General features: G+C 42.5%; 9 protein-coding genes. 6 read left to right on the top strand and 3 right to left on the bottom strand.

The genetic code is table 11. The features are described 5' to 3' along the window. Positions 1–21 precede the first annotated feature (21 nt). Positions 22–1,908 (bottom strand): family 16 glycoside hydrolase, encoded by a 1,887-nt coding sequence (locus ACYVD4_RS16175; protein WP_460947451.1) that lies wholly within the window; start codon positions 1,906–1,908, stop codon positions 22–24. Positions 1,909–2,030: 122 nt separating this feature from the next. Here ACYVD4_RS16175 and ACYVD4_RS16170 point away from each other — a divergent pair, with 122 nt between their 5' ends. Then, positions 2,031–2,825: a 3-keto-disaccharide hydrolase gene (locus tag ACYVD4_RS16170; RefSeq protein ID WP_460947449.1), complete on the top strand. Its 795-nt coding sequence runs from the start codon at positions 2,031–2,033 to the stop codon at positions 2,823–2,825. 787 nt (positions 2,826–3,612) lie between these two features. Here ACYVD4_RS16170 and ACYVD4_RS16165 read toward each other — a convergent pair. After that, on the bottom strand, positions 3,613–3,825 hold the full coding sequence (locus ACYVD4_RS16165; protein ID WP_460947447.1) for a hypothetical protein: 213 nt from the start codon (positions 3,823–3,825) through the stop codon (positions 3,613–3,615). 445 nt (positions 3,826–4,270) lie between these two features. Between ACYVD4_RS16165 and ACYVD4_RS16160 the strand changes: the two genes are divergently transcribed. Then, positions 4,271–4,930: a PglD-related sugar-binding protein gene (locus tag ACYVD4_RS16160; RefSeq protein WP_460947445.1), complete on the top strand. Its 660-nt coding sequence runs from the start codon at positions 4,271–4,273 to the stop codon at positions 4,928–4,930. Between the two features lie 20 nt (positions 4,931–4,950). Continuing rightward, a complete protein-coding gene (locus ACYVD4_RS16155) occupies positions 4,951–7,221 on the top strand; it encodes a glycosyltransferase (protein WP_460947443.1) in 2,271 nt (756 codons plus the stop codon). A 71-nt stretch (positions 7,222–7,292) separates the two neighbouring features. On the opposite strand, the gene ACYVD4_RS16150 is transcribed toward ACYVD4_RS16155, so the two are convergent. Then, positions 7,293–8,231, bottom strand: a complete 939-nt coding sequence (locus tag ACYVD4_RS16150) for a glycosyltransferase (protein WP_460947441.1) — start codon at positions 8,229–8,231, stop codon at positions 7,293–7,295. A 418-nt stretch (positions 8,232–8,649) separates the two neighbouring features. Between ACYVD4_RS16150 and ACYVD4_RS16145 the strand changes: the two genes are divergently transcribed. The 3 genes from ACYVD4_RS16145 (at position 8,650) to ACYVD4_RS16135 (ending at position 13,149) form a co-directional block, all read left to right on the top strand. Further along, positions 8,650–9,159 carry a SixA phosphatase family protein gene (locus tag ACYVD4_RS16145; RefSeq protein WP_460947439.1) on the top strand — a complete coding sequence of 170 codons (510 nt, stop codon included), beginning with the start codon at positions 8,650–8,652 and terminating at the stop codon, positions 9,157–9,159. Positions 9,160–9,288: 129 nt separating this feature from the next. Further along, a complete protein-coding gene (locus tag ACYVD4_RS16140) occupies positions 9,289–9,786 on the top strand; it encodes an FAD-binding oxidoreductase (RefSeq protein ID WP_460947437.1) in 498 nt (165 codons plus the stop codon). Positions 9,787–9,861: 75 nt separating this feature from the next. Then, positions 9,862–13,149, top strand: coding sequence for a M4 family metallopeptidase (locus ACYVD4_RS16135; protein ID WP_460947435.1), 3,288 nt, complete (start codon positions 9,862–9,864; stop codon positions 13,147–13,149). Positions 13,150–13,226 lie beyond the last annotated feature (77 nt).

Genomic DNA, 13,226 nt, shown 5'->3' with positions numbered 1-13,226 from the left:
TAGTACGTCATCAATTATTCATTAAAACAATATTGAATAAGCCACTTTCCCTTTTACAGGTACAATCAGTTCCTGACGCCCGTTCGATTCCCGAATTGTGGGTTTGGCTCCCGCTACGTCGTCAATACGTACATACGCCTGACCGTCGACCAGATACAGGCCGTTTTCCAGTGCGCTGATCGTGCTGCCACTAACTAATCGGGCATAAAAATCGGCGGGTGGGTTGGCAATCGTGATTTCGCGCTGAATGCCTTTGCCTTCGTTAATTACCCGAATCTTGTCATCAATAGACGCGCCGAAGCTCTGATATTTGAACGTAGGACGGTCGTTTTCATCCAATACGTATCCCTTCGGGCGATAGTTGGAACCCGTTGTGTCGGTAGGCCAGTTGGTCTGTGGCGAGGCCAGTTTCGACACGGAGAATACCGGCGCACCGAACCGTTGTACCATGCCCATTGGCCGCGAAGAACCGTCACCACGCTCATGCCACATCGGCGTAGCGTCGAGGAACATACCGCGCCACACCTGCACCACTGCCCCTTTGTCGAGGTCGTAGGTGTAATGAATTTGTTCAGGGCTACCGACTGATACGGCATGGGTGACACGTAGCGTACGGCCCTGCGTGTTTTTCTCGCCCGGCATATCCATGAAACTACGTAGCATGGTGTTCGTAGACGCATCGACCATGATCGGATCAACTTCTTCGCCGGTGCCACTTGCGGCATCGCTGATAACGTATTCACGGATGCCCGGACCAGCAACAGTGAGCCCTAAGCCTGGCTGTGCCCAATCGACAAATTTGGCGTAGAGCAGTTCAAAGGGCAAGTCGCCTTTGGGTAACGTAGCCTGACCGCGCGCATTCCATTCGCTTGGCGAAATAACCGTCTGGTTATTGATTTTCATGGCACCACCACCACCCGGAACCCCCAGATTGAATTTGTATTCGCCCGGTTCCGACACACGTAGCGTACCGGTGTAGCGAATCAGGAATTCGTTTGGAATTCGGCTCACCGACGACGAAAGCACCGTAGTGGTACCTTCCGATTCGGGTGCCGTTTTATCGTATTCCGGCTCTTTCTGGAACTTGCCTTTATAAACGGCGTATTTCAGATTGAGCAATTCGGGGCGGGGTTTGTCGTACGATACGTAGCGGATGTTACGGAACGCTACGGCACCGTGATCGCCCTGGAGCATGAGCGGACCAACCGCTTTTTCATCGTTGAAGCCAGCCGCGCGGGTTGGGCCGGTTAGCTCTACGTTCTCATGAATGACAACGCCATTCAGTTCGACACGTATCATCCGGGCGTTTTCGGTTTTCTGCCCGTTGGCGTTGAATCGGGGAGCCTGAAACGAAATTTTCAGATGTTGCCATAAACCCGGTGCCCGACTGGCATTCTGGCGAGCCGGATGCCCTTCGTAGCCATCCTGAAATTCGGGCCGTTTTGGGTCCCAGCGTTCGTAAATCGACCCATTATCAACGATACGTGGATTGCGGACGCCCCAGCTATCGTAGAGTTGCACTTCGTAACGTCCCTGCAAATACACGCCTGAGTTCGATTTAGTCGCCATCATGTAGTCGAGTTCAAGGTCGACATCGCCATGTTGGAGATTGGTGAATAGGTTGTATTTGTATGGATTTTTTGGATCGGCGGGCGCTTTGTCGAGCGGAATATTGGCCAGCACACCGGTTCCTTTTTCAGGAACGAGCAGGTTTTGTGTGTTGAGATCAGCCCGAATATTTCCGACGATGCGCCAGTTCTGGGTAGCTGGTGTAAAGGCACTTAAATCGTTGAGAACGATTGGCATACCGGGCGATGGAGCCGGTTGGGCCAGTGCCACTCCAATACTAGCAGCCCAGCCAATGGCCAGAAATCCGCTGAATCGGAGTAGTGTAGAGGAATGCTTCATACGTTATACCAAATGTTTTGGGGGCGAAAATTACATTTTTTCCCTGTAAAAGTCTGTCAAAAGACATTTGCCCTATCTTTGGGAGTTTTCCGATAGAATAATATTAACCCGGTTCATTTTCCATGAAAAACGTACAGTTACCGCTTGCCATTTGTCTGGCTACAGTTTGCCTTAGCTACACGAATAAAGCACTAGCCCAAACCGAACCTAATAAACAAACTCCCCAATCGACCGAGATCTGGGAACCCGTTCCTCCCGTTGTGACGCCGGGTGTACATTCGGCCAACACATCAGGTACAACTGCTCCTTCGGACGCTATCGTTCTTTTCGACGGTAAGAATGCCGATCAGTGGGTAGCTAATAAAGGCTATAACCCAACCAACAGCACCGATCCGCTCCAATGGCCTGTGCGCGATGGCGTTCTGTATTCGTCGAAAACCTCATCGGCTAAAACCAAGCAGGAATTTGGCGATATGCAGTTGCACATTGAGTTCCAGACACCTTCGAAAGTTGAAGGAAACGGTCAGGGACGCGGAAACAGCGGTATCTTCCTGCAAGGTCGTTACGAGCTTCAAGTACTCGATAACTACGAGAACCCAACATACGTGAATGGTATGGTTGGTTCGATCTACAAGCAGGCGATTCCGCTGGCAAACCCAAGCCGCAAACCCGGCGAATGGCAGTCGTACGACATCATCTACAATGCGCCTAAGTTCAACAAAGCGGGTCTGATGCTGGAGCCAGCTTTTGTAACGGTACTGCTGAACGGTGTATTGGTGCAAAACCACGTAGCGATCAGAGGTACAACCGAATACATAGGTTACCCCAAAGTTGTAGCACACGGCAAAGGCCCCCTCATTCTGCAAGATCACGGCAACCCAGTTGGATTCCGCAACATCTGGGTGCGGGAGTTGTAGTGTAATGGATAATCGGTAAAAATGAATAGAACGTTTTAGAGGTCTATTCATTTTTACCGATTATCCATTATGTTTATAACACCTCTCGCTTTTTATCAAACGTATATTAGCTACACTCTACCAAAAGTGCTAGTTAAAAGTAATCGATATGATGGCAACAAGGACCTATCTGCCAACATATTCAGATAAATTCCCAGCGTATGCGCTGGCAATTTATGAATCAGCCGACTCATCAAACTCCAGGCTGATTTAGCTCGAGTTTAAACTACATTGAAGTGGTCACTCAACTGGGCATTGGTCGTCTGACTCAATTGGCGAAACTGAGCTAGAAAGGCTTTCCAATACTTGGGTTACTCGCTTGATTCAATTGGTACAATAATCTGATAATCCACCGGATGGGTAAGGCGTTTAAGCAACCCCACATACCCTTTGTCAGTGCCAATCACAATTCCAGATCGATACGTTTCTAGTAATTCACTGGCATTACGTCATGATGACTGCCTAAAGCCAACACAAAATAGGCAATAATAGAATTGCAATAGTACACTAGAGGATTTTTCAAGCAGTTATTGAGCTGGTGAAAAATACGGTTCGCATTGAAAAGGAGTTTAGTAGTCAAACGCTGAATGTTTCCACCGACGCAACCCTCAATACATTCAAATGTAGTCAACTTTGCGTGGTGGCGCGTTTCAAAATCAACATGATTAACTATCTCACATTTGAGCGTTTTGAATCGGATCGATTTCTATGATTCAGGCAACAATCGGGCAATAAAAACTGATCCAACCTATCTGAGTTTCTTTGAGTTTTTTTGACGCTGGCAGATCCGCATGTGATTTAGCTGCCGGGGCAGCTTTGCTATTTCGTTGTCGCCATTTACTAATTCTGCCGAATCAATGCCCAGTTCTTCGGCCGCTTTGCGAACCGAACCTTTTGCGTAAGACAAATCGACCGATCTGCCGGTACGGGGCCATCTGTCTGAAGAAACGTGCCTTTGCATAGTAAACATAGCTCAGCCTAAAAAATTCCTTCTCCCTTCAGTCAAACGTAGCAAGTCCAACCTTGGTGTGCTACTAAACACAAGAGTTATCAGCCTTTTATTTCGAGCAAAAAACAGCCAATGGTGCCTTTGTTGATGACCTTATTCTCTTTCTGCGTCTGATTAGATGAGGCTAGGCAACACTCAATACTAAGCTGTACCGGCTTAGGGGAACGAAGATACTACTGGCTTTGGGAGACCTAGCCATAGGTTGTGTATCTCTCAAACGGCTCTGTGGAAAAGTCAGTATCTTTGAAATCAGACACTTATGACGTTTCTATTAGTCCATCAAGTTCAAACGCAGCATTCAGGCTTATTTCAGTCGTGGTTTTGCCGTTGATTTATTTCAATTGTTTTTGAATGATTGAAAATGGGAGAAATAAGACCTATAAAGATAGTTCTCAACATGAAAAAGCTAATTATTTGCGGAACTGGCTCTCATGCCGAATTGGTTCATGCTTATTTTGAAAAAGATTCAAACTATGATGTAACGGCATTTACTGTAGAAAAACAATACTTAACAAAAACACAACTTCTTGGACTCCCTGTGTTTCCATTTGAAGAAGTTGAAGAGTATATTTCTCCCGACGAGGCTGATATGTTTATAGCTATTGGCCCATATAAGCTAAATAATATATTGGAGAATTTTTGTGAGCGAGCAAAAGCTAAAAATTATCAGTTGGCCACTTATTATACTCGTGGGAGTAATAACTTTTTCGTACCTGATTTTGGGGAAAATTGTTTTATTGATCACGTTAGCCAGTTTCATCCTTATGTTAAGGTTGGAAAAGGGGTAACAATGCTTGGATCACAGATTGGCCATCATTCAACAATAGGTGATTATACTTTTATTTCAACCTCAATAATAGGAGGTAATGTAGTTATCGAAGACCATGTGTTTATTGGTATTGGTAGTATTATTAAATCTAACGTGCGTATCGGTAAAGGGAGTTTTATTGGCATGGGTTGTACAATAAATAAAGACGTAGAACCCTATTCTGTTTACAGTGAAACAGGAACACCTGAACGGAAGGGTCTGGACTCAAGGAGGATTAACTTTTTTTAGTATATAAGAAAAATATAGATATGAATTCAATAAATATACTGTTCATTGCCTTTGGTGACCAAACGGGTGCAAATACAGCATTGATAAAGTTAGCAGAAGCTTTACATAAAAAAGGGCATAATGTTCAGGTTTTAGTACGTGATAAAACAGAATATAATCCCATAGTAAACCAATTGCCTTCAAGAAAAAATTTTGTAGCAGAATTGGGTTTAGTTGTTGATGAGTCTGGAAATAAAATAAGGATTAAACGAGATGAGAAATACCTCTTCAATTCAATAAATGAAGAAAATTCATTTCAAGATACTGATATCATTCTGAGTTATCTTCGTTATAATCCTCATATTATTTTTGTAGGTATTACTTTTGATTTTCTTACCTCTACAGACATTTTAAAACTTGCTACCGCTACAAAAGCTACTGTATACAATGTAGCTGTCGATATGAATCATTTCACAGGCGGCTGCCATTTTGCCTGGAATTGTGAAGGATATAAAAAAGGTTGTGATACGGTTGATTGTCCTGCAATTTTAGAAGATAAGTATAAACAATTAGCTGCTAGGAATTTTCGAATAAAGAAAAATAATATTCAAAAAGGTGATTTCAAGATTTTAGCAGGAACTGAATGGACTCATAAGCAAGCTAGGGAATCATTTCTGTATAAAGACCAAAGTAATTTTTTTAATATTTCAGGAGTTGTAGATACAGATATTTTTAATCCTGAGAAAAGAGATATTGCTAAAAAAATCTTCAATCTTGATAATAATAAATTTTATATATTAGCAGGATCCGAAAATACATTCGATGAACGAAAAGGTTACGTGTATTTTGTAAAAGCTATCAATCTATTTTGGGATAAGTTAACACCCGATAAACGTAAAAAAGTAGAAATATTGTCCGTTACCAAAATTTTGGATAATAAAACCTATGATGCAATAAATTTTTCAAAAAAACTGATTCCATTTGTTAAAGATGAACGACTTTTAGCACTCTTATATCAGGCTGCAGATGTATATGTAAACTCGTCTTTAGAAGATTCTGGTCCTTCGATGTTAATTGAGGCTATGGCATGCGGAACCCCCGTTGTATCGTTTGACATGGGTGCTGGCCGAGAATTTGTCAGTAATGGGAAAACAGGCTATGTAGTAAATAATAGAGATGCGGAAGCACTTGCTGAGTCTCTTTTAAAAGTTTTTGATGCCACGCCTGCCCACCGCTTAAATATGGGCACAAATGGACATACTTTGGTTTTAGAGAAAGGCTCTATAATTAAAGCACTTGAAACGGTAGAAACTATTTTTGCGCTAGAAATAGCACAAAAAAACTTTATTCAGAATATCAAATCTATATCAGTTGCTCTATGTACTTATAATGGTGAAAGATATATCTCGGAGCAATTAGATAGTATTATATATCAAAATTTAAGACCTGATGAAATAATTATTTGCGATGATAATTCTACAGATGATACGTTAAAAATTCTGAATGTATATAAAAGTAAGTTCCCTGAACTAATAAAGATACATACTAACGAGACACGGATAGGTTTCGTGAAAAACTTTGAAAAAGCTATTAACCTTTGTAGTAAAGAGATTATATTTTTATCTGATCAAGACGATATTTGGTTTCCCCACAAAACAGAAACTATTTTACGGCTTTTTAACTCTATGCCTCATATAGAAGCAATAAGTCATAATCTACAGATTTGTACTGATACAAAAGAACTAACTGACATCACAATGTGGGATACAATCGGATTTTTATATTTTTTAAAACAAACTTACGGCAACAAAGACTACCTTTTTCATTCTATATTTTTTGGAAATATGGTAACAGGAGCCTCATTTTGTATTAAAAAATCTGCTAATCGAATTGCTTTTCATAATGATATTCCCCATGTAATACACGATTATCAGATGGCAATTGACTATCTGCTAAAAGATAGTATTTATTTTCATGAAGAGTGTCTGGGTTTGTATCGACAGCATAATAGTCAACAAATTGGTGCTGTATTAGATAAGGTTATCCAACATACCAGAGCTATTAAAATGTATTACGAATTAAATAATCCTTTATGGAATTTATTGTACATTAGAAGCAGGATGAAGACTGAAACGGTTTTCCAATATTTGAAAATAGCGCAGAATGTGAAAATTGATAAACTAATTAAACACAGAATCAATAAGAATATAGTAAACTTATTTAAACCACTAAACTGGAAAAGCCAATTTGTATATATTGTGAAAATTATTTTTGGAAAAATGAAAATGTTTTTTGTGGGAATTAGAGAATGAAATGTTAGACTTTTTGTAAAATATAATAATTGAATACTAAATTGATCATATTCTGCATTTTTTTTGAATATTTATAACCATTTAAATGTCTGGTATATATTGTCACTAGTATATAGTATCCTATAGATAATTTTTTCAAAAAAATTCATTTTTTTTCTTATTTCTATTTTTTCTTTCTTGAGATTTGTCAATGCTCTCTCAATGTCAGGATGCAAATCAGTATAATGTTGTATTTTATTTAGTCTTTTATTAATGTACCAATATTTTATCGATAGATTAGTACTACTATAATAGCTATGAGGGGAAAAATTAATAGGGCGCGCTAGTTTTAGTCCGCTGTTTTGATTTCTGTGCAATCTATAATCAATTAAACATTCATCTAAAATACCTAACTTGTTTTTGGATGAGTAATCCAAGGCTAAAAGATAGTCATGAAGAAAAAACGGAATTTTTGTATATTTCTCCACCATGCCACTGATCGGTATATGAACTTTTTCTTTAGGATGTCTTATGGCTAATGCAGCACCCGTTACTACGTTGTTATAATATAATAAATACCAGGATAGTTTTTCTGGAATTCTGAATTCTTTATGAAAAAAGAACATATCCCACATGGTTTGATTCAGAATTCGTCCCTTTAACATAATCCTTAAATCATGAAAAACAGCCTCCTTGTCGTTATTATTTTTAAAAAAAAGAAGTGTTTTCTCAACTTTTGTATTATGCCATATATCATCTTGATCTGCTAGAAATATTATATCCTTTGTGCAGGTATTTATTGCCTTTTCGAAGTTTTTAATTAAACCAAGTTTATGATTATTTATAAAAAATTTTATAATTGGTGAATAAATTTTTACATATTCTTTAATAATTTCGACTGTGCGATCAGTTGATCCGTCATCACAGATAACTATTTCATCTACCGTGTGTGATTGGGATAATATACTGTCAAGTTGTTGTGAAACATATTTTTGACCATTGTATGTACATAGCGCGACTGAAGTAGTCATAAGAATGCAAATTTTTATAGAAGTAGTATAAAAATATATATCTAGTAAATACTTTTATACTAATAGTCTGATTATTACTGTATGGGTGAACCTATTATATGTCTGCTGATAATTTTATAAATACTCATAACCTAATACCTAAGACATATTGTGCTCAGATCCGTCACAAAAAATGGAGTTAGTCATTATTTATCTGCTTGTGGGCTAACTCATTTTTTGATTATATATTTTACAGACTATCGTTGACGATAGCCACTCCTGAGTGAGTCAATCGATGATAGAAAGTTCTCTAGTAGTGAAAACGTTAGTGTTTTCTAGAACTGAAAAGGCACCTTTAATTTGTGAGCCACTTAATAAGACCCTCGGCGATTTGTCAGGGGCTTTTTTGTATCATTGCTCACCAATTGATAATCAGCGTATGCGCCTTATTTACCCGCTCTTTTTTCTGTTACTCTTCCTATGTTCGGCCTGTTCAACCACTACCGTTTATATTGTCCGTCATGGCGAAAAGGTTAGCGAATCCGACACCACTCATCTAACGGCAGCAGGTCATGCACGGGCCGAAGCACTCGCCAACGTATTGGCATCGAAAGGAGTCGATTCCATTTTTACGACACCGTATCGGCGTACCCGCCAAACGGCTGAACCCTTGGCGCGTCGGCTTAATATAACAATGGTTGATTATGCCGCCCGGCCGAATGACGGTATCGTGAAACGTATTGGAGCGATACGTAGTAAAACTGTGCTCGTTGTTGGCCATAGCAACACCATTCTGGATATCGCCAAAGGATTGGGCACGCATCCAACGATGAACACCATTGCATCAGGTGATTTCGATAATCTGTTTCGCGTACAGATTCGGCGTGGACTGTTTGGCAAATCGACAAAACTTTCGGAAACAACTTACGGGCAGCCAACACTCCCGTAGCGTGACGAAATTCCGTTTTCAACGGTCTTAGTCCATAAAATAACGTATTCTAAAATCATGCAAATGCAGTATTGATGGAGGTACCGACTGAATCTACCTTTGTTTCGTAACTGCGCAGTTCTTCGACTTATGAAATCAGTACATAGTATCGGATTGACCTGTCTGTTTTTTCTGAATCTGCTGACCGTACACGCGCAGGAGATTCGGGCCGCTGGCGATAAAATGCCTGTGGTACAAAAAGCCGTTGCCGTCACACCCAATAATTATAAAGGTCGCCAGATTGCTATTGGTAGTGGTGGTGGTGTTACGGGTTTTTCTACGATGTATTACCTATTCGAAGACGGAAAACTCTTTGGACGACGCAGCCGTGACACTACGTTCACTTTTGTTGCTCAGCAGACTTTACCCAACACAAAAAAAGTCTTCGCTACGTTCGACGAGAAGTGTAAAATAAAAAAGACCAAATTCGATTATCCTGGCAATACTTACAAATTTGTGCGATGGAAAAAAGGGAAAGAAGCCTATATCGTTACCTGGGGCGAACCCGGTAAAACGGTGCCGCCAAACTACCCTAAGTTTTACGATTCGTTCATGGCCATGATTCCGGCTTCGCTACGTCTGAAATAGGGAGTTATAACGCGGGCATTTTGTCTGTACAATAAACGATACGGCGGACATTCTGTCCGCGTTACAGTCTTTTTCATGAAAACACCACTATTATTAATAACCGGCCTTTTGCTAACGTCTGCTACGTTGGCACAGCAGCCCGTAAGCGGCTTTGCCCGCAAGCAGAAAACCGATGCGGCTGATGCTGGTCTCACTCAGCGACTGAACGCTACTGTTGTGGCACCACCTACCAACAAGATCGGACGTAATACGTTGTTGGCAACGGGTGTAGAACAGCCTTCGCCAGAGCCATTGCGGTTACGTATTGTGCGTGATGGTGCGACTGATCTGCCTATTTTTATTGAGCGTAAAATGAGTGCGGCAGCCGCTGCCAGGGCCAGAAAAAATAGTGGTGCTCGTATGTCGGCAGCGGCTGCTACGTCAACTACGTATCAGTTTATGAGTCAGATACGTAGCTTGCTGAAAGTCGAAAATCCGGCAGCGCAATTTGCGGTAGGACGTACCGAAACCGACGAACTCGGGCAAATGCACCTGCACCTGAACCAGATGCACCGGGGTATCCCCGTACTTGGTGCCGAACTGGTAGCGCACCTGACCGACGGCAACGTAACGGTTCTGAATGGGCGTTATCAGTCAGTGCCGGAAAACCTGTCGACAATGCCGAAGCTGGCGCTGGCCGATGCGTCGGAAAGGGCGTTGAGCGATGTTCGGCGAGAGGTAAAAGTGCGTTCGTTCGGCGATAATATTCTGAAACTGAAATCGACGGAGGGCGAACTATGTGTGTTCACACCCGAAAAAGGAGAAGCTAAACTGGCGTATCAACTCACGGTACGTCCGAATATGCTCGACCGTTGGGAGTACGTTATCGACGCGCAAACGGGCGAAATCCTTGATAAATACAACCATACCTGCTCGTTTGTCGGACCAATCAGAGCTACTGCCCGCGATTTGAACGGTACAAACCGGACGTTTCAATCCTATCAGCATACCAATGGTACGTATTACATGATCGATGCCTCGCGGGCGATGTTTAAGAATACGTCGAAAATGCCAGACAATCCGCTGGGAGGAATCTGGACGGTTGATGCGAAAAATACATTCGGCGACAAACAGGAAATCTATCAAATTACCTCAACCAACAACACCAACTGGACGCCAACGGCGGTTTCGGCGCATTATAACGCAGGACTTGCTTACGAATATTACCTCAATACGTTTAAGCGGAACGCTCTCAACGGCAACGGCGAAACTATTGTATCGATTGTGAATATGCCCGACGATGACGGTAAAGCGATGGACAATGCCTACTGGAATGGTAAAGTGATGGCCTATGGCAATGGAAAACTACTAAAACCGCTGGCAGGAGCACTGGACGTAGCAGGTCATGAAATGACTCATGGCGTAATTCAGAATACGGCCAATTTGCAATACAAAAATCAGTCGGGGGCGATTAATGAATCGATGGCCGACGTATTCGGCGCCATGATCGACCGCGACGATTGGCGGCTTGGCGAAGATGTGGCTACCCCTCAGGTACTGCCTTCAGGAGCCTTACGTGATCTCTCGAATCCGAATCAGGGCGGTAAAGCAAAAGATCCGAATGGTTACCAGCCGGCTACCATGTCACAGTTTGATAATACGACCGAAGATAACGGTGGGGTACACATCAACAGTGGTATTCCCAATTTTGCGTTCTTCAAATTCGCGTCGGCTATTGGCAAGGATAAAGCCGAGCAGGTTTATTATCGCGCCCTGACCAACTATCTGGTACGTACGTCGCAATTTCTGGATCTGCGGCTGGCGGTTATCAAAGCCGCTGGCGATCTCTATGGAGCCAATGGCACTGAGGTGACGGCGGCTAAAAGTGCTTTTGATGCGGTAGGAATTACCGATGGAACCCAAACACCCGGCAAACAGCCCGACGTACCCGTTGCTACAGGTCAAGATTTGTTGTTATTGACTGAAACCACCAGCTCTGCAAAACTGTATTCGACCGTAGTTGGAGTTACACCGGCCAAATTCGATCAGAAATCACAGCTTGGTCTGAAACATCGCCCCAGCGTGACCGACGATGGCAAGTTTGCTTACTACGTAACGAGCGATAAGCGTATCCGGGCGGTAAATCTGACAGGTACGGCTTCAGAAACCGTTATTTCGAACGAAACCGTCTGGAGCAACGTAGCCATATCGAAAGATGGTACTAAACTAGCTGCGCTGACCGATGCTCAGGAGCCATCTATTTACGTATATAGTTACGCCAAACGGAAATGGACAACCTTTAAGCTGTACAATCCGACGTATACGCAGGGCGTTTCAACGGGCGATGTGCAGTATGCCGATTCGTTTGAGTGGGATTTTACAGGCGAAAATATTGTCTATGATGCTTACAACTCATTGAAAAACAGTTCTGGTGGTAGTATCAATTATTGGGACGTGGGCTTTATCAATGTCTGGAACAACAAGGTGGCTGACTTTGCCAGGGGCGATATCGAAAAACTGTTTACCGGTCTGGAAGAAGGAGAGAGTGTGGGTAACCCCTCGTATTCGAAAAACTCGCCCGATGTAATCGCTTTCGACTATGTAAACGATAATGATAATAGTTACTACGTAGTGGCCGCTGACCTGAGTACGGGTTCGCTAAAACTAGTTTATGAAAACAATACGTTAGGCTTTCCTAGTTATTCTCGTCTCGACAATCGGCTGGTATTCAGTACCGAATCTGGGTCTACAGAAAATATTTCGGGTATAAATCTGGGAACTGATAAAGTGTCGCCTTCGGGTACGGCAGCGGTGTTGTATACGGGTGCGAAATGGCCGGTCTGGTACACGCAGGGCAATCGAGTTGCTAAAACCAACCAAACCATTACGTTCGATGCCATTACCGACCGCTATTTCAATCAGGGCGATTTAACGCTACGTGCTACGTCGTCATCGAATCTAGCGGTTAGCTTTCAGGTTAAAAGCGGCCCTGCTACGTTGTCGGGTAGTACGTTGAAATTTACGGGCGTAGGTGCGGTTACGATCCGGGCTTTTCAGACAGGAAATGACCAGTTTGCTTCAGCAACCGACGTAGAAAGAACCTTTAACGTACTGGCTGTACTGGCTGCTGAACCGCTCTGGTCTGAGCTAATGGCGGTATACCCGAATCCGGTAAGCAATACGCTCACCGTCGAACTGCCGGGTACGGAAAAAATTGAAGAGGTTGCTGTTCGTTCATTGACGGGATCAATGGTGTTACAGCCATCCATCAAATCGCGCCAACGTACTGCTACGTTCGACGTCGGCCAATTACCTAAGGGTATGTATATTCTGCATATCCAGACGCCCAACGGCGCTGCCAGTCGGAAACTGGTGAAAGAGTAAAACTGGAATAACAAGTAACAAAAACGAGGTCCCGAAAGCTTACTACTTTTGGGGCCTCGTTTTTGTTAGGTAATCAG

The sequence above is a fragment of the Spirosoma daeguense genome, assembly GCF_054776875.1.
This window is presented reverse-complemented; position numbering and strand designations above follow the sequence as displayed.